The following is a 22,535-nucleotide window of genomic DNA, read 5'->3' on the forward strand; positions in this document are numbered from 1 at the left end:
CCTTTGGTCAGACACGGCGGAAGATCAGGGCTCGCTTCACTTCCTGGATCGCCTTGGTGACCTCGATACCGCGCGGGCAGGCGTCGGTGCAGTTGAAGGTGGTCCGGCAGCGCCAGACGCCTTCCTTGTCGTTCAGGATCTCCAGCCGCTGCTCGGTGCCCTCGTCGCGGCTGTCGAAGATGAACCGGTGCGCGCCGACGATCGCCTGCGGGCCGAAGTACTGGCCGTCGGACCAGAAGACCGGGCAGGACGTCGTACACGCGGCGCACAGGATGCACTTGGTGGTGTCGTCGAACCGGTCCCGGTCGGCCTGGGACTGGATCCGCTCCCGGGTCGGCTCGTGGCCGCTGGTGACCAGGAACGGCATCACCGCGCGGTACGCGTCGAAGAACGGCTCCATGTCGACGACCAGGTCCTTGAGCACCGGCAGGCCCTTGATCGGCTCGACGGTGATCTCCTTCTCCGGGTTCAGGTCCTTGATCAGCGTCTTGCAGGCCAGCCGGTTGCGGCCGTTGATCCGCATCGCGTCGGAGCCGCAGACGCCGTGCGCGCAGGACCGGCGGAAGGTCAGCGTGCCGTCCTGGTCCCACTTGATCTTGTGCAGCGCGTCCAGCACCCGGTCGGTCGGCTGCAGGCTGACCGAGTAGGTCTTCCACTCGGCCTCGTCGACGACCTCCGGGTTGTACCGCAGGATCTTGACCTTGACGTCCATCAGTACTTGCGCTCCATCGGCTTGTAGCGGGTCTGCACGACCGGCTTGTAGTCCAGCCGGATGTTCACAATTTCCTTACCGTCTTCAGCAACTGAGATATCCCGGTACGCCATCGTGTGCCGCATGAAGTTGACGTCGTCGCGCTTGTCGTAGTCCTCCCGGAAGTGCCCGCCGCGGGACTCCTTGCGGGCCAGCGCGGACACCACCAGCACCTCGGCCAGGTCGATCAGGAAGCCGAGCTCGACCGCCTCGAGCAGGTCGGTGTTGAACCGCTTGCCCTTGTCCTGGACCGCGACGTTGGCGAAGCGTTCCTTCAGGTGCTCGATGTCGACCAGCGCCTGCTTCAGCGAACCCTCGGTCCGGTACACCTGCGCGTTCAGGTCCATCGTGGCCTGCAGGTCGGCCCGGATCGCCGCGATCCGCTCCCCGCCGGTGGAGTTGCGCAGGCCCTCGACCAGGTCGACGACGTACGTCTCCGGGGCGTCCGGCAGGTCCTCGAAGGCCGCGGTCGCCGCGTAGTCGGCCGCAGCGATCCCGGCCCGCCGGCCGAACACGTTGATGTCGAGCAGCGAGTTCGTGCCCAGCCGGTTCGCGCCGTGCACGGACACGCAGGCGACCTCGCCCGCGGCGTAGAGGCCGGGGATGACGTCGTCGTTGTTGGCCAGCGCCTCGCCCTTGATGTTGGTAGGGATGCCGCCCATGGCGTAGTGCGCGGTCGGGAACACCGGGATCTGCTCGGTGTACGGCTCCACGCCGAGATACGTCCGGGCGAACTCGGTGATGTCCGGCAGCTTCGCGTCGATGTGGGCCGGCTCCAGGTGCGTCAGGTCGAGCATCACGTAGGCGCCGTCCGGGCCGCAGCCGCGCCCTTCGCGGACCTCGTTCGCCATCGCCCGGGCGACCATGTCGCGCGGCGCCAGGTCCTTCACGGTCGGCGCGTACCGCTCCATGAAGCGCTCGTTGTCCTTGTTCCGCAGGATCCCGCCCTCGCCGCGGGCCGCCTCGGACAGCAGGACGCCGAGACCCGCCAGGCCGGTCGGGTGGAACTGGAAGAACTCCATGTCCTCCAGCGGCAGGCCCTTGCGCCAGACGATGCCCATCCCGTCACCGGTGAGCGTGTGCGCGTTGGACGTGGTCCGGAATACCTTGCCGAACCCGCCGGAGGCGAACACGACCGACTTGGCCGAGAAGATGTGCAGCTCGCCGGTGGCCAGCTCGTAGGCGACGACACCGGTGGAGCGGCCGTTCACCATCAGCAGGTCGAGCACGTAGAACTCGTTGAAGAACTCGACGTTCTGCTTGATGCACTGCTGGTACAGCGTCTGCAGGATCATGTGGCCGGTCCGGTCGGCCGCGAAGCAGGAACGTCGGACGACGGCCTCACCGTGGTTGCGGGTGTGGCCGCCGAAGAACCGCTGATCGATCTTGCCCTCGGCGGTCCGGTTGAACGGCAGGCCCATCTTCTCCAGGTCGAGGACCGCGTCGACAGCCTCGCGGCACATCACCTCGGCCGCGTCCTGGTCGACCAGGAAGTCACCACCCTTGACCGTGTCGAAGGTGTGCCACTCCCAGTTGTCCTCCTCGACGTTCGCCAGTGCGGCGCACATGCCGCCCTGGGCCGCGCCGGTGTGCGACCGGGTCGGGTAGAGCTTGGTGAGGACAGCGGTCCGGGTCCGCTTGCTGGACTCCAGCGCGGCCCGCATCCCGGCCCCACCGGCGCCGACGATCACCACGTCGTACTGATGCCGTTGCATCTGAGAACTGTCCTTACTTGTTGCAGACCGTCAGCGTGCTGCTGGGGTCCAGGCAGGGGTCGAAGGTGAAGATCACCAGGGTGCCGAGTACGACGATCACGAGCGACGCGGTGATCAGCAGGGACTTCAGCCAGAACCGGGTCTGATCCTTCTCGGCGTAGTCGTTGATGATCGTGCGCAGGCCGTTGGTGCCGTGCAGCATCGCCAGCCACAGCATCAGCAGGTCCCAGACCTGCCACAGCGGGTTGGCCCACTTGCCGGCCACGAAACCGAAGTCCAGCGCGTTGATCCCGTCGCCGAGCATCAGGTTCACGAACAGGTGGCCGAGCACCAGGACGACGAGGGCGAGCCCGGACAGCCGCATGAACAGCCAGCTGTAGAGCTCGAAGTTGGTCTGACCGGACCGGTTCCGGCCGCCGCCCTTCAGCGAGCGGGAGCGGGAGCTGGACCGGGGGACTGCGATCTCCGACATCTCAGCCTCCGAAGACATGTGAGAGGTGCCGGATCACGAACGGCACGAACAACACGATCCAGACGACGCCGACGCCGATCATCAGCTGCCGCTGGTAGCGCGGGCCGCGGGCCCAGAAGTCCACCAGGATCAGCCGGATGCCGTTGAACGCGTGGAACAGGATCGCCCCGACCAGGCCGACCTCGAGCAGGCCGACGATCGGGTTCTTGTAGGTGCCGATGACCTCGTTGTAGGCCTCCGGAGACACCCGGACCAGCGCGGTGTCCAGCACGTGCACCAGGAGGAAGAAGAAGATCCCCACCCCGGTGATCCGGTGCGCGACCCACGACCACATGCCCTCCCGGCCGCGGTACAGCGTGCCGGCTGGTTTGCTGGGCAAACCGATCCTCCGATCGGACTCACAGACCGAGAGCCGGTGCACGCGGCACGCCCGAAGCTGGCACAGCGCTGACTCGGCCCGCTCGGTTTCCCAGGGGGCGGCCGCGATCGGCTCGGCCCGGCGAAAACCAGGCCGCTTCGATGCTAGTCCTGCCGGTCGGCCCATTTTGTCCTGACAGGTGTGACATCGCTCTCCCAAGTGGCCCGTCGGGCACAGTGCGCAATGGCCCTCGACGGGTGCGTCGCGAGCCTGTTGACTTCAACCGAGCTTGACGTTCGAGACTGCCGCATCGACCCGGGATGTCGCCCGGGTCACACTGAGGGGAGAACACGGTGAGTTTCTGGATCTGTGCGACCTGTGCGGTCGAGCACTCCGAGCAGGTCGAGGTGTGCGCGATCTGCGCCGACGAACGCCAGTGGGTGCCCGCCGACGGTCAGCACTGGACCACACTCGACGAGTTGGCCGCGGCCGGGACCGAGGTGGTGATCGAGGAGGTCGAGCCGGACCTGTACGGCGTCACGTCGAAACCGCCGGCCGGGATCGGCCAGCAGTCGATGCTGGTCCGGACCTCCGACGGCAACCTGCTCTGGGACCCGATCGGGTTCGTCGACGACGCCGCCGTACGGCGGGTGCGCGAACTCGGCGGCGTGGTCGGGATCATCGCCAGCCATCCGCACATGTACGGCGTCCAGGTCGAGTGGAGTCACCGGCTCGGCGACGTACCGGTGTACGTGTCCGAGGCGGATGCCGAGTGGGTCGCCCGGCGGGACCCGGTGATCGAGACCTGGTCGGGCAAACTCACCCCGCTGCCGGGAATCACCGTGATCCAGCCCGGCGGCCATTTCCCTGGCAGCGCGATCATCCACTGGGCCGATGGTGCCGACGGCAAGGGTGTGATCCTGTCCGGCGACACCGTCTTCGCCAACCCGGACCGCACCTCGGTCAGCTTCATGCGCAGCTACCCGAACCGCATCCCGCTGTCCGGCGCCGTGGTCGACCGGGTCGCCCGTTCCCTCGACGTCTTCGACTACGACCGCCTCTACAACAACTTCGGCTCGGTGATCCCGGTCGACGCCAAAGCCATCGTCCGCCGCTCCGCCGACCGCCACGCCGCCTGGGTCCGGGGCGACTACGACCACCTGACCTGAGCGGGTCCGAAGGACAGGACGTATACGTCCACGGTGCCGACGGATACGCTCCGCCCGGTGCCCGGCTGCGCCGAACCCGGCAACACCTCCTGTCCTTCGGACCTCGGCTTCACAGTCAGGTGCGGCCGACGGCGAGGCCGTCGATCTGGACGAGTTTGCCGGTCGAGGCGGAGACGAACTTCAGCGTGCCGCTGAAGAGCGTGCTCTGGACCGGGAGGCCGAGCAAGACCTGCTTGTGCGTTGTGGGGTAGGCCAGGTTCACCGTGGTCAGGTGCGTGTTCCCGGCGTACACCGCGACCGACCCGCAGGTCGGGCAGCGGGTGGCGACCAGGAAGAACCGCTTTCCCTGGACGGTACGGGTCAGCGACTTGCCGTACGCCGTGGTCTGCGTGGTGGTGCCGTAGTAGAACGTCGATCCGGTCGCCCGGGTCCAGCCGGTCGAGGCCAACGTCAACGACCGGTCGTCGAGCGGCCGCGAGAAGCACCGCTCCGCACTCCACTGCCCGACGTTCCCCAGCTTGTCCTTCGCCCGCACCGAAACGCAGTACTCGTACCCGGCCGCGACCGCAAGGTTCATCGACGTCGCGGTCGTATTCGTCCACGGCTGCACATAGGCGCCGTACGGCCCGGCGGAGGTGGCCCGGCGGTACTGCACGTCGTACGACGCAACTCCGTTGGCATCCGTGGCCGACACCGTCAAGGTCGCCGTCGCGGCCACCGAAGACTGGTACGCCGGCGCCACCATCCGCGCCACCGGCCCATCCGCGTCGACGGTGATGTTCCGGTACGCGGTAGCACCCGTTCCATCCGGTGCGGACGCGCGGACGATGACCTGGTAGTTCCCGGACCGCAGTTCGGTCCCCGTGAACGGCGAGGTGCACGTCTCGGCCGGCTCGAACGATCCCTTCACCTCGCAAGAGAACCCGGTGCCTGCCGGGAAGGCAGAACCGTCGAACGGAATGGAGATGTTCGGTCCCATCACCGCCGGTGTCGGCTTGATCGTCACCCCGGGCCGCTGCCAGGCGACGTCGGCTCGATTGTTCGTCGCCCTGGCCAGCTCGTAGTGCACGTACAGGTCGCCGCTGAGATTGATGCCGAGCTGGTAGAGGCGGCCGCCGGCTGTCAGCGCCAGGATCCAGGTGCCGGACGGATCCCAGGTGATCGCCCGGACCTCCGAGTCGAGCGACGGACTGACTCGCTCCGTCGTCCCGGCCAGTCGTACCGTCGAGCCGTTGCCGAATGCGACGGACTGGCCGTTGGCCGAGGCTCGAACCGGCCGTCCGTCGGCCACCTCGGTCTGGCCCGGCAGCGTGGTGGTCCGGGTGCCGCCGGCGGTTGCCTCGATCGTCGCGAGCCGGCTCGGCGTGAGGCGGTGGTCCGAAACCACCAAGGTGCGGGCGTCCGGCATCCAGCTCGGGCTGGACACCTGGCAGGCGACCTTCGTCGGCGTACCACCGGTGGCCGCGATCACATACACGCACGGGGTGGCGTTCTCGGGCGCCTGGAATGCGATGCGGGTGCCGTCAGGCGACCAGGACAGGTGGGTGATCGGCGCCGCGGAGCTCCACAGCTTCACCGGTACGCCGATCTCGCCCGGGACAACGGTCTGCGTCCACAGGGCTCGCTCGGTGGTATTCGTCACGTAGGTGAGCGATCGCCCGTCCGGAGAGCTGGTGAGGGACTCCTTCGGTGTGACCGAGTTCGGATCGGCCGGGAACGGGACGACGTTCCCGAACTGGTCCGCGGCGGCCAGGTCCCGGCTGTCCGGCTCGCCTTGTGTGACCACGACCTGCTCGGTTGCCCGCGGGACGGTCAGGCGCGCGCTTTCCGGTCCCTCGCCGACCTCGTTGACAACCGAGACGGCGTACTCGATGCCGGGCTTCGTGTTGGGCTCGGCGACGGCGAAGTCACCCGGCGTCGTCTTCTCGGGGAACCATTCGACGGTCTCGGTGCCGTTCAGATAGCGGTGCAGGTTGTAGCCGAGGACCGCCGTACCACCCGCGGTCTGCAACGACCGCCAGCCGACCGTGTGACCGTTGTACGTCGGCCGCACGGTCACGTACTGCGCTTGCGCGACATCGATTCCGTAGCCACTGAGTGTCACGCTGTGCTGGCCCAAGGAGCTGGAGTCGAAGACGGTCAGCTTGGTCGAGTCCGGGCCGCTCACCTGAGGCATGTACCGCACAGTCGCTGTACACGTCGCCCCGGGCGGCAACGACTGCGGACAGTCCTCTGGGGCATCCGGGTCCAACCGCCAGTCGATCCCAGCGTTGGAGACCGAGAAACCGGAGATCTCGACAGGATCGATACCCGTGTTCTTGACGGTGAACGCGGCCCTCGCGGCCTCGCCGTACCTGACCTTGCCGAAGTCGTGCCGCTCCGGCGTGAAGGACACCGCCTGGTACCCGAGCGCGCTGTGGTAGCGGATCTCGTACCACGCGACCGCGGCGCCGTCGCAGGTTCCGGCGGCCAGCGAGGCGGCGAAGGTCTCGAGTTGCAGATCTGGTGTGTACGTGACAGCCGAGACGCGGAGTGTGGCGGCCGAGGTGCAGCTGCGCTCGCCTTGGGTGAGCGTCACCGCCGTCTGGGACGGCAAGTTGTAGTACCCGGGACCGGCGACGAAGGCCGGCAGCGTCAGCTTCAGCGAACCGGCTGTCAACGTCCGGGATCCGTCGGTGGGCGCGGAGGCTGTGACCGGGCTCCCGATCTCGTTCTTCAGCCAGGTGGTGGCTCCGCCGCCGTTGGCGTCGAGAGCCAGTACGTCGATGTCGCCGACTGCCGGTGCCTCGGCGACGCGGGTGGCTTTGACCTCGGGGCTGGTGGCCGGGTCGGTGTCGGAGGTGGCGACGACGCGGTAGTCGGCCGTGGCGCCGGCGGCGAGGGACTCGTCGAGCCAGGTTGTGGTCGAGTCGGTGAGCGGGCCGCTGATGTCTTGCCAGTCGGCGGTGCCCTGCTTGCGTTCTACGCGGTAGCCGGAGGCGTCCACGTCGTTCCAGGTGACACCAATACCTTGGCGGGTCGGGAAGACCTGGGCGGTGGGTGCGGTGACGGTCTCGTCGCCGAAGGCGGAGTGGGCGATGAAGGGGATCGTGATGGCCGCGAGAGCGGCGGCCAGGGCAGAACGGAAGAGGGCAGGACGGGACAGGGCACGCATGCGGGCGCGGCGCATCAAATCTCCAGGCAGGGGGATTCCGGCGCGCCCCGAGACACACCGACGAGAAAGGCAAGAAATATCGCGATTGCGGTCTTCACCGCAACCCAGTTGCAGCTTTGTGCAATCAGGCGGCCAGGCGGGCTTGGGTGAGGCGGGTGTGGAGGTTCAGCATGCGCTGCACGCAGGTGTTCCAGTCGTAGAGCTCGGCTCGTTGGCGGGCGGCGGGTCTGCGGCCAGGCAACTGCGCCAGCTCTAGGACGGCGTCGGCGAGGGCGGTGGGGGTGGCGGGGGCCCAGCGGCCGCAGGTTTCGTCGACTAGTTCGCGGGCGCCGCCGGTGTCTGCGGTGATGACCGGGGTGCCGGCGGCTAGGGCTTCCAGGACGGCTAGGCCGAAGGTTTCGCCGGGGCAGACGGACAGGGCGATGTCGGCTTCGGCGAGGTGACGGGCGAGGGTACGGCGGCCGTCGACGTAGCCGTGGAACGTCACCGGGGCCGAGCCCGCGATCGCGATCAGCTCGTCGAGATGCGGGCCGGATCCATACACGTCCATCCGCATCCGCACGCCCCGGCGATGGAGCTCGGCGGCGGTGGCGACGGCTAGGTGCGGGCTCTTCTCGCGGGACAGGCGTCCGGCGTGGACGAGCTTGAGTACGCCGTCGTCCACCGGCTCCGCGAGCGACGGGTGGAAGGTGTCCAGGTCGACGCCGAGCGGGATCCGGACCAGTGGTGTGGTCACCTCGTCGAACTCGGCTGCCGCATAACGGGACGTCACCACGACAGCGTCGTACGTCCGGCTGAGGAGCTTGTAGAGGGCGCCCACTCCGGCCGCGACACCCAACTGGCGGCCGGTGCGGAGGGACAGCATCGCATCCAGGCGTTCGTGGCTGAAGAGGATCGAGCCGATAACACTACGACGTGCCCAGCGGGCCACCGGCAGCAATGTCGACTTGTCCGAGATCTCCACCGTGGTCGGACGGAACCGCTCGAGCGTGTCGATGACCTTCCACGGATCGGTGATCAGGCGGTAGCCGCCACCGACCTTCGGTGCCTTCATCCGGATCACGGTGCCGGCCGCGGTCTCGATCACGGTGTCGCGTTCGCCGGGAGTGATCACGATCCGTTCCGCGCCGGCGTCTGCGTACCCCTGACCGAGGTGCTCGATCGCGGTCCGCATCCCTCCGGACGTCGGCCCGACGAAGTTGGCCAACTGGGCGATCCGCAGCCCTGTCATGCGACCCGCCGGACGGCTGCGGCCTCGTGCAGGACCTCGGCGTAGTGGCGGTCGACCAGGTCGTCGACCACCGCCGACCAGGTGCGGCTCTGCACCCGTTGGAGACCGTTCGTTGCCATCCGGCTCCGGGCGGCGGGGTGGTCGAGCAGGGTCTTGACCGCGTTCCGTAACGAGCCCGGCTGACCTGGTTCGAACAGCAGTCCGTTGTCGCCCGGACGGATCAAGTCGAGCGGACCGCCCGCGGCCGGGCCGACGGTGGCGACCCCGGAAGCCTGTGCTTCCTGGATGGTCTGGCAGAACGTCTCGTGCTCGCCGGTGTGCACGAACACGTCCAGTCCGGCGAAGATCGACGCCAGGTCGGCGCCGCGGCGCATTCCCAGGAAAGTTGCGTTAGGCAAGGAGCTCTCCAGGGCGGCGCGGTCCGGGCCGTCGCCGACGATGACGACGCGGCAGTCGAGGTCGGTCAGTTCGGCCAGCCGGCGGACCTTCTTCTCCGCGGCCAACCGGCCGACGTACCCGACGATCGGCTTGCCGTCCGGCGAGATCTCCCGGCGCCAGTCCTCGTCGCGGTGCCGGGGATCGAAGAGGTCCAGGTTCACGCCGCGACCCCACAGATGGACCCGCGGTACGCCGCCCTGCACCAACTGCTGGACGGACGCGGTGGACGGTGCGAGGGTGCGGTCGGCGCGTGAGTGCACCCGTCGTACCCAGCGCCAGACACCGCGATCGGCGGCCGCGAACCAGGGGTACTGGCGGGCGAACCCGGCGATGTCGGTCTGGAAGATGGCGACCGTCGGCAGGCCGAGCTTGCGCGCGCTGCGCAGACCGTAGGCGCCGATGATGAAGGGCGACGCAAGGTGCACGAGGTCCGGCCTGAACTCGGCCATCGCCCGCTCGATCGAGGGGTCGGGCAGGCCGACCGGAAACTCCTTGTATCCCGGGATCCCGAAGCTGCGCGCCCGCAGTACGGGGACGTCGCGGTAGGTGTCGGGACCGGGGCCGGCAGCGATGATCAGCAGCTCGTGCCTACGGGCGAGCAGCCGGTCGGCGACATGGCGAACCGTGTTCGCCACGCCATTGATCTGCGGCAGGAAGGACTCAGCGACCATCACGATGCGCACACCCGGAGGTTCCCCAGCGCGCGTGAACCCTCGGCGACACTCTCGTGACACCGCGTCGATTCCCTGTCGACGCGTGCAGGGACATGAAGTGTCCTTCAGGTAGCCACCGGGAGGTTTCTGGTGAGCCGCACGCGAACTGTGGGAGTCGTCACACAGGGTGCTGGATGTCACCAGGCCGGTGCATACCAGTGGTGGGGTGGTTCGGCCTACCTTTGGAGGATGAGTCATCGGAGTGAGTCGGGGTTCGAATTCGCGCCGGTGTACGGGCCGGAGGCGCTGGACGGGTTCGAGCCGGACGCGAAGTTGGGGGAGCCGGGACGGTTCCCGTTCACCCGCGGCGTCTACCCGACGATGTACACCGAGCGGCCGTGGACCATGCGCCAGTACGCCGGTTTCGGGACCGCGGCCGAGTCGAACCAGCGGTACCACCAGCTGATCGACCACGGCACCATGGGTCTGTCGGTCGCCTTCGACCTGCCGACCCAGATGGGCTACGACTCCGACGCCCCGATCGCGCACGGCGAGGTCGGCAAGGTCGGCGTGGCGATCGACTCGATCGACGACATGCGGGTGCTGTTCGACAAGATCCCGCTGGACCAGGTGTCCACCTCGATGACGATCAATGCGCCCGGATCGGTGCTCCTGCTGCTCTACCAACTGGTCGCCGAGGAGCAGGGGGTTGCCGGCGACAAGCTCACCGGCACGATCCAGAACGACGTACTGAAGGAGTACATCGCCCGCGGCACCTACATCTATCCGCCGAAGGAGTCGCTGCGGCTGATCAGCGACATCTTCGCCTACTGCAAGGCGGAACTGCCGCGCTGGAACACGATCTCGATCTCCGGCTACCACATGGCGGAGGCCGGTGCGACGCCCGCGCAGGAGATCGCGTTCACGCTCGCGGACGGGATCGAGTACGTCCGGGCCGCGGTCGCCTCCGGGCTGGACGTGGACGAGTTCGCGCCCCGGCTGTCGTTCTTCTTCGTCGCCCGGACCACGCTGCTGGAGGAGGTGGCGAAGTTCCGCGCTGCCCGCCGGATCTGGGCCCGGGTGATGCGGGACGAGTTCGGCGCCAAGAACCCGAAGTCCCTCATGCTCCGGTTCCACACCCAGACCGCCGGCGTGCAGCTCACCGCGCAGCAGCCCGAGGTCAACCTCGTCCGCGTCGCGATCCAGGGCCTGGCCGCCGTACTGGGCGGAACGCAGTCCCTGCACACCAACTCGTACGACGAAGCGATCGCGCTGCCGACCGAGAAGGCAGCCCGGCTCGCGCTGCGGACCCAGCAGGTGCTCGCCTACGAGACCGACGTGACCGCGACCGTCGACCCGTTCGCCGGTTCGTACGTCGTCGAGTCGCTCACCGACGAGGTGGAGGCGGCCGCAGTCGAGCTGATGGAGCAGGTCGAGGAGTACGGCGGTGCCGTCGCAGCGATCGAGAAGGGCTTCCAGAAACAGGAGATCGAGCGATCGGCGTACCTGATCGCGCAGGAGATCGACTCGGCCGAGCGGGTCGTGGTCGGGATGAACAAGTTCAAGATCGCCGAGGAAGATCCGTACGAACCGCTCCGAGTGGATCCGACCATCGAGGCCCAGCAGACCGAGCGGCTGGCCAAGCTGCGCGCCGAGCGTGACCAGGCGGCGGTGGACGAGGCGCTGGCCGAGCTCAAGACCGCTGCCCAAGGCAACGAAAACTGCCTCTACCCGATGAAGAAGGCCCTGCAGGCCCGGGCGACGGTGGGAGAGGTGTGCAACGCCCTGCGCGACGTCTGGGGCGTGTACGTGCCGGCCGACACCTTCTGATTCCCGGCTGGTCTGGCCCGCCTGACCGCTAGCGTTGGGTGGACCGGCCGGCCGACAAACCCTCTCAGTCCAGCAGGGCGCAGGACGCCAGCACCGTCATCCCGACGGCGATGGCGTCCTCGTCCGGGTTGAAGCCCGGCGTGTGCAGATCCGCGGCCGTGTCCTCGCCCGGCGCGCGAACGCCCAGCCGCGCCATCGCTCCCGGCACGTGCTCGAGGTACCAGGCGAAGTCCTCGCCGCCGAGGCTCTGATCGGTCGGCGCCACCGCATCCGGACCGATGGCGAGTTCGACGGACCGCTGCAGCACGGCGATGGCGTCGGCATCGTTCATCACCGGCGGTACGCCGTGCGTCACCTCGGTGCTCACCTCGACCCCGTACGGCGCGATCAACTGGCCGGCCAAGGTCGGGATCAGGTCGGCTGCCAGCTTCCAGGCGCTGACGTCCAGGCAGCGCAGGGTACCTTCCGCCTCGCCACGGGACGGGATCGCGTTCGCGGCCGAGCCAGCGGTGATCCGGCCCCAGACCAGCGACATGCCTGACCGCGGATCGACCCGTCGGGACAGGGCGGCGGGCATCTCGGTGACCAGGGTGGCGAGGGCGTAGACGAGATCGCCGGTGAGGTGCGGGCGTGACGTGTGACCGCCGGCGCCGGTGAGCCGGACCAGGACTCGGTCCGAGGCGGCCGTCAGTGCGCCGACCCGAAGACCGACCTGGCCGACCGGGAGGCGGGGATCACAGTGCAGGGCGTAGATCCGCCGTACCCCTTCCAGACCGCCGGCCGCGATCACGCCGAGTGCACCACCGGGCATGACCTCCTCGGCCGGCTGGAAGATCAGCCGGACGCGGTGGTTCAGCAGGCCGTCGGCCGCCATCCGCGCGAGCACGACGGCGGCGCCCAGGAGGACCGCGGTGTGTACGTCGTGACCGCAGGCGTGGGCCGCACCCTCGTGAGTGGAGCGAAAGGGCGAGTCGACACCGTCCGGCACCGGCAGGGCGTCGATGTCGGCACGGAGAGCGACGCAGGTGTCGCCGGCGCCGATGTCGCAGATCAGGCCGGTGCCGGTCGGGAGCACCTGCGGGGACAGCCCGGCCGCCACCAGCCGCTGCCGGATCAGTTCGGTCGTCCGCACCTCGTGCCAGCCGAGCTCCGGGTGGGCGTGCAGGTCGCGACGGACGGTCACGATCTCTTCCCGGACCGCGGCTACCCGACTCTGCAGGTCGCTGAGCACCTGCTGCGAAATCGTCATTGCGCGATTCTCGCATTCGGTCGGCGAGACGCCGGTCCCAGGCTCCGAGACCGGACCGATCCGGTCAGCTGCACATCACCGGGTGCGTTGGCGTTCTGGCGGAGCGTCACGGCGGAAACTACGATTGAGTAACGAGCATTTCAGTCACGCATTGTCAGTGGCTGGGGGGTCTGACCGGGTCTATGGTGTCGCTGCGAACGCCTGCACGGGGCGATCTGGATCGAGGAGGCATCTTGCGGCACACGACGAAGCTGGCGGCTCTGGCCGTTACTGTGGCGCTGGTGGTGGCCGGCTGCGCCAAGAAGGAACAGGACAGTGCCGCCGGAGCCAGCGACGAACTGTGCGCTGACAAGTCGGGGGCGGGACCCAAGATCGGCCTGGCCTACGACATCGGCGGGCGCGGCGACAAGTCCTTCAACGACCTCGCCGCGGCGGGTGTGAAGAAGTCCTTGGACGAACTGGACGCCTCCTGTGAGGAGTCCGAGGCCGGACAGCAGGAGCCCGACTCCGCGAAGGAGGAGCGGCTGCGCACGCTGGCCGAGGCCGGCTACAACCCGGTCGTGGCGGTGGGCTACGTCTACACCGAAGAGGTCAACAAGGTCGCCAAGGAGTACCCGGACATCAAGTTCGCGATCGTGGACGGCTTCGGTGAGGGCCCGAACATCAGCAACCTGGTGTTCTCGGTCGAGCAGGGCTCGTTCTTGGTCGGCGTTGCCGCGGCCCTGAAGTCCAAGACCAAGAAGGTCGGCTTCATCGGTGGTACCCGCGGTCCGATCATCGACCCGTTCGCGGCCGGTTACAAGGCGGGCGTCGCCGCCGTCGACCCGTCGATCACGGTCGACATGAAGTGGCTGTCCGACGCGGCCGACGACAAGGCGTTCGCGAACCCGGGCGGCGGCAAGACCGCTGCCACCGCGCTGTACGACGCGGGATCGGACGTCGTCTTCCACGCCGCCGGCCTGTCCGGCGGCGGCCTGTTCGACACGGTGGCCGGCAAGCCGGACGGCATCTGGGCGATCGGCGTCGACTCCGACCAGTACCAGACCGCGACCCCGGAGCAGCAGAAGCACATCCTGACCTCGTCGCTGAAGAAGGTCGACGTGGCCGTCTTCGACTTCGTCAAGACGGTCAAGGACGGCACCGCCAAGGCCGGCTTCGACCTCTACGACATCAAGCGCGACGGTGTCGGGTACGCGACCAGCGGTGGCTTCCTCGACGACGTCGCCCCCAAGATCGAGGAGTACAAGGCCAAGCTGGTCTCCGGCGAGCTCAAGGCGCCGTCGAAACTCTGACGTCTGAAACCCTCGGGCTCGGGTCGGTGACGCGGTAGCGTTCTGGCCCGGGCCCGAAGCTCGTCCGGCGACAACGGGGTCGCCGCGGAGATCTGGGAGCGTGCGACATCAACACCAAGACTCAGACGATGGCCGTCCGGCTGAGGGGAATCGGCAAGAGTTTTCCCGGTGTGGTGGCCAATCACGACGTCGACATCGAGGTCAAGTCCGGCACCGTGCACGCCCTGGTGGGGGAGAACGGCGCCGGCAAGTCGACCCTGATGAAGATCCTGTACGGCGTGCAGAAGCCGGACGAGGGATCGATCGAGATCAACGGCGACGACCTCGTGCTCCACTCGCCGGCCGACGCGATCAAGCAGGGTGTCGGGATGGTGTTCCAGCACTTCATGCTGGCCGACAACCTCACCGTGATGGAGAACGTCGTCCTGGGCGCCGAGAAGCTGTACGGCATCGGCGACCGGGCCCGGGCCAAGATCAAGGAACTCTCCGAGACCTACGGTTTCGGCCTGTCGCCCGACGACCTGGTCGAGGACCTCGGTGTGGGCCAGCGGCAACGGATCGAGATCCTCAAGGTCCTCTACCGCGGCGCGAAGATCATCATCCTGGACGAGCCGACCGCGGTCCTGGTGCCACAAGAGGTCGACGCGCTGTTCGGCAACCTGCGCGGGCTCAAGGCGGAGGGTTACACCCTGCTCTTCATCTCCCACAAGCTCGACGAGGTCCTCGCGGTCGCCGACGACGTCACCGTGATGCGGCGCGGCACCACTGTCGCGTCGGTGCGGCCCGCGGACGTGACCGCGCGCCAGCTGGCCGAGCTGATGGTGGGCTCGGAATTGCCGTCGCCCAGCACCGAGGAGTCGACCGTCACCGAGGACGTCCAGCTCACGGTCGAGAACGTGACCCTGGCCGGCTCGGGCGAACGGAACCTGCTGGACGACGTGTCGCTGCGGATCCACCGCGGCGAGGTGCTCGGGATCGCCGGTGTCGAGGGCAACGGCCAGACCGAGCTGGTCGAGCTGGTCATGGGGATGCGGCCGGCCACCTCCGGGCGGGTCCGGCTCGGGACCGAGGACATCACCGAGTGGTCCACCTCGGACCGGCGCAACGCGGGGATCGGCTACATCCCCGAGGATCGGCACCGGCACGGTCTGCTGCTCGACTTTCCGCTGTGGGAGAACCGGATTCTCGGCCACCAGGACCGGGCCCCGAGCGTGCGTGGGCCGTGGATCAACAAGGCCGGCGCCCGCAAGGACAGCGAGCGCATCGTCGAGCAGTACGACGTCCGGACGCCGTCGATCGAAACCACCGCGCGGGCGCTGTCCGGCGGCAACCAGCAGAAGTTCATCGTCGGCCGGGAGATGAGCGGCGACCCGGTGCTGCTGATCGCGTCCCACCCGACCCGGGGCGTGGACGTCGGCGCCCAGGCCGCCATCTGGGATCACATCCGCGAGGCCCGGCGCCAGGGGCTGGCGGTGCTGCTCATCTCCGCCGACCTGGATGAGCTGATCGGTCTGTCGGACCAGATCCAGGTCATCCTGCGCGGTCGGCTGGTCGGCGAATTCGACCCTGACACGGTCACCCCGGAGCAGCTCGGTTCCGCGATGACCGGTGCTGGAGGAGAGGAATGATGGGCAAGTTCGACCTGCGCCGGATCGGCCTGGCACTCGCCGCACCGGTGCTCGCCATCGTCGCCGCACTCATCATCACCTGCCTGATCCTGCTGGTCGCCGGGAGCTCGGTCTCCGGCTTCCTCAGCACGATCTTCTCGGCGCCGGCCGAGCGCAACGTCGTCAACATCGTCAACAACGCGTCGATCCTGTACCTGTCCGGCCTCGCGGCCGCGATCGGCTTCCGGATGAACCTGTTCAACATCGGCGTCGAGGGGCAGTACCGGGTGGCCGTGTTCACCGCCGCCCTCTTCGCCGCCCAAGGCTGGTTGCCGGGACCGCTCAACGTGATCGTCTCGATCGTGCTGGCGATGGCGGTCGGCGCGGCCTGGGCCTCGATCGCCGGTCTGCTGAAGGTCACCCGCGGTGTCAGCGAGGTGATCTCGACGATCATGCTGAACGCGATCGCGGCCTCGCTCACGGCGTACTTCCTGCGCAGCGTCGGGGTGACCACCGGCAGCAACCTGGCCACCGAGGAGATCCCGCGGGACAGCTGGGTGCCCGGGATCCCCTTGTTGCCGGGGGCCCCGAACGAGGTGCTCGGCCTGACCCTGCTGGCCGTCGTCGGCGGGATCGCGTACGCCGTCCTGCTGAACCGGTCGAAGTTCGGCTTCAACCTGCGGGCCACCGGTCTGTCGGCCAGTGCGGCCGTTGCCAGCGGCATCGACGTACGCCGGATGGTCGTCATCTCGATGATGATCTCGGGTGCGGTGGCCGGCCTGATCGGGCTGCCGCTGCTGTTCGGCAGCTCGCACAGCTACGGCACCACGTTCCAGGCCGGGATCGGCTTCGCCGGGATCGCGGTCGCGCTGCTCGGCCGGAACAACCCGATCGGCATCGCGTTCGGCGCGCTGCTGTTCTCCTACCTGACCGAGCAGAGCAACCTGCTCGAGATCAACGCGCAGGTCTCGCCGGACATCGTGGCGATCAGCCAGGGCGTCATCGTGCTCGCCGTCGTCATCGCCTACGAGGTGGTGCGCCGGTACCGAACGGCATTGGAGCAACGGCAGGTGGCAGCGGAACTCAGTAGCTCGGCCCAGGCCGAGGCGACCCCGGAGGCGACCCGATGACGATGGCTCCCGAAGAGCTCCGGCCGGCCGGAGCCCCGTCCGACGACTTCGTCCGGCGACGCCAGATCAGCGTCTGGATCTGGCTGCTGGTCGGGCTGGCGCTGCTCTCCGCGGTCCGGGTGCTGACCGGTGCCCACGAGGTCGACTCGGCCGGCACCATGCGCGAGGCGGTCAACGCCTCGGTCCCGATCGCCCTGGCCGCGCTGGCCGGTCTGTGGTCGGAGCGAGCCGGTGTGGTCAACATCGGCCTCGAGGGCATGATGATCCTCGGCACCATCGGCGCCGGGTACTTCGGCTACTGGTACGGACCTTGGGCCGGCATCGTCGGCGGGATGATCTTCGGCATGATCGGCGCCGCGCTGCACGCGCTGGCGACGGTGACGTTCGGCGTCGACCACATCGTCTCCGGTGTCGCCATCAACATCATCGCGCTCGGCACCGCCGCCTTCCTGGCCGACACCTGGTTCTCCGGCCTGCGCGGCGGCGGCCCGACCCAGTCACCGCCGCTCGACGCGCCGTTGGCGTTCACGATCCCCGGGATCTCGGACGCGATGATCACGCTGCAGGAAAAGCACTGGTTCATCGTCTCGGACCTCGCCTCGCTGGTCGCCGCGGTGACCACCGAGCTGTCGACCATGACGCTCCTGGCGATCGTGCTGATCGTCGGCAGTGCCCTGCTGCTCTGGCGTACGGCGTTCGGCCTCCGGCTGCGGTCCTGCGGCGAGAGCCCGGTCGCGGCCGAGACCCTTGGGGTCAACGTCTACCGCTACAAGTTCATCGCCGTCCTGACGTCAGGTGCGATCGCCGGGGCGGGCGGTGCGTTCATCGCGCTGGTCTCGTCCGGCATCTACCAGAACGGGCAGACCGGTGGGCGCGGGTACATCGGCCTGGCCGCGATGATCTTCGGCAACTGGCGCCCGGGCGGGCTGGTGATGGGCTCGGTGCTCTTCGGCTACACCGACGCGCTCCAGTTGCGGGCCGGCGGCGAGGCCGTGCATGCGCTGCTGATCATCGTCACGATCATCCTGCTGGGGGTGGCTGTGCTGCAGTTCCGCCGGGGACTCAAGCTCGCGGCCGCCACCTCGCTGGTGATCGCGATCGCCTTCGCGATCTGGTTCTTCACCACCGGCGCGGTCCCGGCCGACTTCACTCGGATGACGCCGTACGTGACGACTCTGCTGGTGCTCGGGCTGGCGTCCCAACGGCTCCGGATGCCGGCCGCCGACGGGCTCCGATATCGACGCGGTCAGGCGGGTTAGCGCCGTGCCGGACGAGCCTCCGACCGTCGACTGGCCGGCCCTCCGGTCGGCCGCGGTCGAGGCGATGGGGCGGGCCTACGCGCCGTACTCCCACTTCCCGGTCGGTGCCGCGGCGCTCGTCGACGACGGGCGGGTGGTGACCGGCTGCAATGTCGAGAACGCGTCGTACGGCCTGGGGCTGTGTGCCGAGTGCGGGCTGGTCTCGGAGCTGATGAACACCGGTGGCGGTCGCCTGGTGGCGTTCACCTGCGTCAACGGCCACGGCGATCTGCTGGCACCCTGTGGCCGGTGCCGCCAGTTGTTGCACGAACACGGCGGGTCCGAACTGTTGCTTGAGACAACGACCGGGATCCGGCCGCTGCGCGAACTGTTGCCCGACGCGTTCGGGCCGGAGTCTCTGGAGGAGAAGTGAGCTTCGACGCCGTCGACGTGATCCGCACCAAGCGGGACTCCGGTGAGCTGAGCGACGGTCAGATCGACTGGGTGATCGATGCCTACACCCACGGTCAGGTCGCCGACGAGCAGATGTCCGCGCTGGCGATGGCGATCCTGCTGAACGGGATGAACCGGCGCGAGATCGCCCGCTGGACCGCGGCGATGATCGCCTCCGGTGAGCGGATGGACTTCGCCCGGCTGTCCCGGCCGACCGCGGACAAGCACTCCACCGGTGGTGTCGGCGACAAGATCACGTTGCCGTTGGCCCCTGTGGTGGCCGCTTGCGGCGTCGCCGTACCGCAGCTGTCCGGACGCGGTCTCGGCCACACCGGCGGCACGCTGGACAAGCTCGAGTCGATCCCGGGCTGGCGGGCCGCGCTGTCCAACGACGAGCTGATGCGGCAACTCGAGGACGTCGGCGCGGTGATCTGTGCGGCCGGTGACGGGCTGGCGCCGGCCGACAAGAAGCTGTACGCGCTGCGGGACGTGACCGGTACGGTCGAGGCGATCCCGCTGATCGCCAGCTCGATCATGAGCAAGAAGATTGCCGAAGGCACCGGCGCGCTGGTGCTGGACGTGAAGGTCGGCTCCGGCGCTTTCATGAAGAAGCTGGCCGATGCTCGCGAGCTGGCCGAGACGATGGTTGCGCTCGGCACCGATGCGGGCGTGAAGACCGTGGCACTGCTCACCGACATGTCGGTCCCGCTCGGGCTGACGGCCGGGAATGCCCTGGAAGTCCGCGAGTCGGTCGAGGTCCTGGCCGGCGGCGGCCCCGCCGACGTCGTCGAGCTCACCATTGCCCTGGCCGTGGAGATGTTGGCGGCCGCCGGCGTCACGGACGTCGACCCGGCCGAGAAGCTCCGCGACGGTACGGCGATGGACGTCTGGCGCACGATGATCGCGGCCCAGGGCGGCGATCCGTCCGCCGAACTGCCGGTCGCCCCCGAGCAGCACGTCGTACCGGCGCCTTCTTCAGGAGTCCTGTCCAGGCTGGACGCGCTGGCCGTCGGCGTCGCCGCCTGGCGCCTCGGCGCCGGCCGCGCCCGCAAGGAGGACCCGGTGTCGGCCGTCGCCGGCGTCGAACTGCACGCCAAGCCGGGCGACAAGGTCACCGAAGGCCAGCCCCTGCTGACCCTCCACACCGATGATGCGGCGCGCTTCGAGCGTGCCCTGGAGTCCCTGACCGACGCGGTCGAGGTCTCCACGTCGTACGAGCCGAGTCCGCTGGTCATCGACCGCATCACCGCCTGACAGCGTGTGCCGCCGCCGGGGTGAGCCGCCCGGCTGGTATGAAGGGCAGCATGCGAAGGCGACTTGCGGGGATCGCGCTGGGCAGCACGCTCCTGCTGGGTACGTCGGCCTGTGGCGGTCCGACGGTGTCGGAGGTGGGATCGCAGTTGCAGCGGGACGGTTCCGAGGTGCTGACCAAGGCGGTGGAGACCGAGGCCGCCGACGGCGTGAAGCCAACGATCACCGAGGACGGGTCCAAGGACGAGGCCTGCCCGGACGGCAAGGTGAAGCGGGTCTACGCCGGCTCGTTCCCGTTCGAGCCCAACTCCGACGTCGACTCCACCTTCGACCTGGCGTTCAAGTCCGTGCTCGGGCAGCTCGACAACGAGCGCTACGAACTCAGCCGGCCGCCCGACTCCGACGACCTGAACCGCCGTGAGTTCGTTGCCACCAGCAAGGATGACGGCAACATCACCCTGACTGTCACCTTCACCGCCGGCCCGGCGCCGACCTTCGCGCTGCGGGGCGAGACGAAGTGCCTGAGCAGCTGACCGGGCTGAGCCAGCCGGTCAGGGGAACCCGGCCGGCTGTCACCACTTGATCTGCGAGGCCATCGCCTCGGCGTACTCGGTGCCGCCGAGGAAGATCTTCTCGCCATGGTCGACCTTGTCGTCGAGGTTGTACGGCGGCTGTCCGCTGGCGTCGCTCCACTCGCTGAACGCGGCGAGCTTGGCATCGTCCTTGACGATCTCGTCGATACTCAGCAGATTGCCGTCCGCGCCGCGGATCTCCTTCGGGAGCTCCGGATGCGGGTAGCCGGCGTCGACGAGCGTGGCCGCCGAGGTGTACTTCATCGCGAGCGTTTCCTGCAGGTCCTGGCTCTCCAGCACCTGGACCCGCGTCTCGCCGCCCTTGACGAACTCCTTCAGGCCGGCGCCGACCAGCTTCGTGAAGCCCTTCCACGCCCATTTGGCGGCGAATCCGGTCGGGGTCGGCACCTTTCCGATACCTAGCGTGAGGACCTTGGAGATGTTCTCGCGAACTGCCTTGTCGAACGCGTCCATCTCGCCGCGGACTTCCTTCATCGACTGGTACTGCAGCCCGGCCAGGCTGCCGAAGGCATCCATCGCGTGTTCGTAGTTGCGTGGATCCTGCTCGCCCCTCGCGATCGCGTCGCGATCCGCCTGCGCGGCCTGGTGGGTGACACTCTGATAGAGGGTGCCCATCGCCTCGTCGAACGGCTCGGAGAGGTGGTCGGCGTCGGCGAAGCCGTGGATGAACCGGTAGGTGTCCTCCGCGCTCAGGTAGAACGCGGGGGTCACCCCGGGCAGATCGGTGAGGTTCTCCGGCTTTCCGAAGCCCGAGTCACGGGAGGTCGCGTCGTCGGTGCGGCCACCGGTGAGCATTTCGTGGCTGTAGGAGGCACCAACGTTGCCGAGGCTGTCCTTGATCGGCCAGGGGATGTCCTTGTGGTCGCCGGAGGCGAGGATGAAGTCGTAGGTGAACTTCGCCGCCTCGGGGCTGTGCTTGCCGGGTTCCTCGGTGGTGGAGCCGGTGCCGGCTTCGATGGCCAGGCCGAAGTTGTCCACCACCGCGTCGCCGGTGCCGCGGGACTCCGCGTAGCCGTAGACGAGGTCGACGGTCTCGTCCATCGGGCCGATCGAGTTGATCGCCGCCCGCGCCGCCTCGGGGTTGTTCTTCAGGGCGCCGAAGGCGAGAGCGAGGATGTCCTCGGACAGGCCGGTCGCCTGGACCGCGTAGACCGAACCACCCCGGAAGTCGGTACGGTCGGGGTCCTCACCTCCGAAGGTGTCCAGCCCGTTCGCCCGGACCACCTTGGTCAGCCACTCCGGGGGGTAGTCCCCCTCCTGGAGCAGCGACAACCGGCCCCAGGCGGTCACGGTGTCCAGCATCCCGTCGACCGTCGGCGCCTCGGTGAACTGGTTCATCAGGTCGACCAGGCCCTGCGGCGGATCGGCGTCCTGGGTCGCCGCACCGAACGCCAGGCTGTACATCTCCATGTCCTGCCCGGCCGTGTCGCTGCCGGCAGATGTCATTCTCTCCGCGAGCATCTGGCTGTTCAGCGGACCGAGTTCGCTGAAGAAGGCCGACATCAGGTCCGGGTCGTACCCGCTGGCAGCCAGTGCCAGGGCGGCCTCGTGGTAGAGCCGCGCGCCTTCCTCGGCGTCGGTGCCGTCCCAGCTCTTGAGCCCCTCGGCGAGCTCCTTCATCTCGGCCAGGTCCTCCGGGTCCGGCAGCCGGACCGGCTCGTACAGGTTGACCGGCTTGCCCGGACCGGCCTGCTTCTCCAGGGCCTGGGCCAGGCTGAGCCGGCGGCGCAGCATCGGCAACTCGTCGTCGATCCACTTGCCGACGTTGATGATGTTCTGGAACTCGGTCATCCCGATGCCGTACTCGCCGAGCCGGCGCTTCAGGCTGCTCTTGCCCTGCAGTTCCTGCGACTGGGCGGCCAGGTCGTTGATCATCTCCGACAGTGAGCCGGGGCTGATCGCCGAGATGTCGGCGCTACCGCCGCCACCACCTTCGTCGGGCCTGTTCACG

At 68.4% G+C, this 22,535-nt stretch carries 18 protein-coding genes; 9 read left to right on the forward strand and 9 right to left on the reverse strand.

Going from position 1 to position 22,535, the window contains the following annotated elements; all coding sequences use genetic code 11:
• Positions 1–7: 7 nt before the first annotated feature.
• Genes EV652_RS11595 through sdhC form a run of 4 tightly spaced genes read right to left on the reverse strand, consistent with a single transcriptional unit; the run spans position 8 to position 3,317 of the window.
• Complete coding sequence (locus EV652_RS11595; protein WP_132209046.1) at positions 8–712, reverse strand: succinate dehydrogenase iron-sulfur subunit; 705 nt, start codon at positions 710–712, stop codon at positions 8–10.
• On the reverse strand, positions 712–2,466 hold the full coding sequence (gene sdhA / locus EV652_RS11600) for a succinate dehydrogenase flavoprotein subunit (RefSeq protein ID WP_132209047.1): 1,755 nt from the start codon (positions 2,464–2,466) through the stop codon (positions 712–714). Before sdhA ends, EV652_RS11595 begins: the two co-directional genes overlap by 1 nt.
• A gap of 13 nt (positions 2,467–2,479) precedes the next feature.
• Complete coding sequence (locus EV652_RS11605) at positions 2,480–2,938, reverse strand: succinate dehydrogenase hydrophobic membrane anchor subunit (RefSeq protein WP_132209048.1); 459 nt, start codon at positions 2,936–2,938, stop codon at positions 2,480–2,482.
• A gap of 1 nt (position 2,939) precedes the next feature.
• Positions 2,940–3,317, reverse strand: coding sequence for a succinate dehydrogenase, cytochrome b556 subunit (sdhC, locus tag EV652_RS11610; protein ID WP_132209049.1), 378 nt, complete (start codon positions 3,315–3,317; stop codon positions 2,940–2,942).
• Between the two features lie 332 nt (positions 3,318–3,649).
• On the opposite strand from sdhC, the gene EV652_RS11615 reads away from it, so the two are divergent.
• Positions 3,650–4,465, forward strand: a complete 816-nt coding sequence (locus EV652_RS11615) for an MBL fold metallo-hydrolase (protein WP_132209050.1) — start codon at positions 3,650–3,652, stop codon at positions 4,463–4,465.
• Positions 4,466–4,580: 115 nt separating this feature from the next.
• Here the strand turns inward: EV652_RS11615 and EV652_RS11620 are convergent, their stop codons facing one another.
• The 3 genes from EV652_RS11620 to EV652_RS11630 all read right to left on the reverse strand — a co-directional run bounded on the left by EV652_RS11620 (position 4,581) and on the right by EV652_RS11630 (position 9,971).
• The gene (locus EV652_RS11620; RefSeq protein WP_132209051.1) at positions 4,581–7,634 is read right to left on the reverse strand and encodes a DUF1573 domain-containing protein; all 3,054 of its coding nucleotides are present in this window, start codon (positions 7,632–7,634) and stop codon (positions 4,581–4,583) included.
• Positions 7,635–7,743: 109 nt separating this feature from the next.
• Positions 7,744–8,850, reverse strand: coding sequence for a glycosyltransferase (locus EV652_RS11625; protein ID WP_132209052.1), 1,107 nt, complete (start codon positions 8,848–8,850; stop codon positions 7,744–7,746).
• A complete protein-coding gene (locus EV652_RS11630) occupies positions 8,847–9,971 on the reverse strand; it encodes a glycosyltransferase family 4 protein (protein WP_199238119.1) in 1,125 nt (374 codons plus the stop codon). Before EV652_RS11630 ends, EV652_RS11625 begins: the two co-directional genes overlap by 4 nt.
• 219 nt (positions 9,972–10,190) lie before the next feature.
• Here EV652_RS11630 and EV652_RS11635 point away from each other — a divergent pair, with 219 nt between their 5' ends.
• Positions 10,191–11,771, forward strand: a complete 1,581-nt coding sequence (locus EV652_RS11635; RefSeq protein WP_132209053.1) for an acyl-CoA mutase large subunit family protein — start codon at positions 10,191–10,193, stop codon at positions 11,769–11,771.
• A 64-nt stretch (positions 11,772–11,835) separates the two neighbouring features.
• Here the strand turns inward: EV652_RS11635 and EV652_RS11640 are convergent, their stop codons facing one another.
• A complete protein-coding gene (locus EV652_RS11640) occupies positions 11,836–13,020 on the reverse strand; it encodes an amidohydrolase (RefSeq protein WP_132209054.1) in 1,185 nt (394 codons plus the stop codon).
• Between the two features lie 233 nt (positions 13,021–13,253).
• Here EV652_RS11640 and EV652_RS11645 point away from each other — a divergent pair, with 233 nt between their 5' ends.
• The 7 genes from EV652_RS11645 to EV652_RS11675 all read left to right on the forward strand — a co-directional run bounded on the left by EV652_RS11645 (position 13,254) and on the right by EV652_RS11675 (position 20,524).
• On the forward strand, positions 13,254–14,312 hold the full coding sequence (locus tag EV652_RS11645) for a BMP family lipoprotein (RefSeq protein WP_199238120.1): 1,059 nt from the start codon (positions 13,254–13,256) through the stop codon (positions 14,310–14,312).
• 128 nt (positions 14,313–14,440) lie between these two features.
• The gene (locus tag EV652_RS11650) at positions 14,441–15,940 is read left to right on the forward strand and encodes an ABC transporter ATP-binding protein (protein ID WP_132209056.1); all 1,500 of its coding nucleotides are present in this window, start codon (positions 14,441–14,443) and stop codon (positions 15,938–15,940) included.
• Positions 15,940–17,049 carry an ABC transporter permease gene (locus EV652_RS11655; protein WP_242001695.1) on the forward strand — a complete coding sequence of 370 codons (1,110 nt, stop codon included), beginning with the start codon at positions 15,940–15,942 and terminating at the stop codon, positions 17,047–17,049. The genes EV652_RS11650 and EV652_RS11655 overlap by 1 nt, the downstream gene beginning before the upstream one ends.
• Positions 17,046–18,308, forward strand: coding sequence for an ABC transporter permease (locus EV652_RS11660; protein ID WP_132209058.1), 1,263 nt, complete (start codon positions 17,046–17,048; stop codon positions 18,306–18,308). Before EV652_RS11655 ends, EV652_RS11660 begins: the two co-directional genes overlap by 4 nt.
• A 4-nt stretch (positions 18,309–18,312) precedes the next feature.
• Positions 18,313–18,720 carry a cytidine deaminase gene (locus EV652_RS11665; RefSeq protein WP_255512587.1) on the forward strand — a complete coding sequence of 136 codons (408 nt, stop codon included), beginning with the start codon at positions 18,313–18,315 and terminating at the stop codon, positions 18,718–18,720.
• On the forward strand, positions 18,717–19,994 hold the full coding sequence (locus EV652_RS11670; RefSeq protein ID WP_132209059.1) for a thymidine phosphorylase: 1,278 nt from the start codon (positions 18,717–18,719) through the stop codon (positions 19,992–19,994). The genes EV652_RS11665 and EV652_RS11670 overlap by 4 nt, the downstream gene beginning before the upstream one ends.
• Positions 19,995–20,044: 50 nt before the next feature.
• Positions 20,045–20,524, forward strand: a complete 480-nt coding sequence (locus tag EV652_RS11675) for a hypothetical protein (RefSeq protein ID WP_132209060.1) — start codon at positions 20,045–20,047, stop codon at positions 20,522–20,524.
• A gap of 39 nt (positions 20,525–20,563) precedes the next feature.
• Here EV652_RS11675 and EV652_RS11680 read toward each other — a convergent pair whose 3' ends face one another.
• Positions 20,564–22,534: a hypothetical protein gene (locus EV652_RS11680; RefSeq protein WP_132209061.1), complete on the reverse strand. Its 1,971-nt coding sequence runs from the start codon at positions 22,532–22,534 to the stop codon at positions 20,564–20,566.
• Position 22,535 lies beyond the last annotated feature (1 nt).

This window comes from Kribbella steppae (genome assembly GCF_004342025.1).
Lineage (GTDB): Bacteria > Actinomycetota > Actinomycetes > Propionibacteriales > Kribbellaceae > Kribbella > Kribbella steppae.

What these genes read in the sequence shown, in the direction of transcription:
- EV652_RS11640 (WP_132209054.1), bottom strand. Translation starts at nt 13,020, where the DNA reads ATGACGATTTCGCAGCAGGTGCTCAGCGACCTGCAGAGTCGGGTAGCC.
- EV652_RS11635 (WP_132209053.1), top strand. Translation starts at nt 10,191, where the DNA reads ATGAGTCATCGGAGTGAGTCGGGGTTCGAATTCGCGCCGGTGTACGGG.
- EV652_RS11650 (WP_132209056.1), top strand. Translation starts at nt 14,441, where the DNA reads ATGGCCGTCCGGCTGAGGGGAATCGGCAAGAGTTTTCCCGGTGTGGTG.
- EV652_RS11605 (WP_132209048.1), bottom strand. Translation starts at nt 2,938, where the DNA reads ATGTCGGAGATCGCAGTCCCCCGGTCCAGCTCCCGCTCCCGCTCGCTG.
- EV652_RS11660 (WP_132209058.1), top strand. Translation starts at nt 17,046, where the DNA reads ATGACGATGGCTCCCGAAGAGCTCCGGCCGGCCGGAGCCCCGTCCGAC.
- EV652_RS11655 (WP_242001695.1), top strand. Translation starts at nt 15,940, where the DNA reads ATGGGCAAGTTCGACCTGCGCCGGATCGGCCTGGCACTCGCCGCACCG.
- sdhA (WP_132209047.1), bottom strand. Translation starts at nt 2,466, where the DNA reads ATGCAACGGCATCAGTACGACGTGGTGATCGTCGGCGCCGGTGGGGCC.
- EV652_RS11675 (WP_132209060.1), top strand. Translation starts at nt 20,045, where the DNA reads ATGCGAAGGCGACTTGCGGGGATCGCGCTGGGCAGCACGCTCCTGCTG.
- EV652_RS11595 (WP_132209046.1), bottom strand. Translation starts at nt 712, where the DNA reads ATGGACGTCAAGGTCAAGATCCTGCGGTACAACCCGGAGGTCGTCGAC.
- EV652_RS11625 (WP_132209052.1), bottom strand. Translation starts at nt 8,850, where the DNA reads ATGACAGGGCTGCGGATCGCCCAGTTGGCCAACTTCGTCGGGCCGACG.
- EV652_RS11620 (WP_132209051.1), bottom strand. Translation starts at nt 7,634, where the DNA reads ATGCGCCGCGCCCGCATGCGTGCCCTGTCCCGTCCTGCCCTCTTCCGT.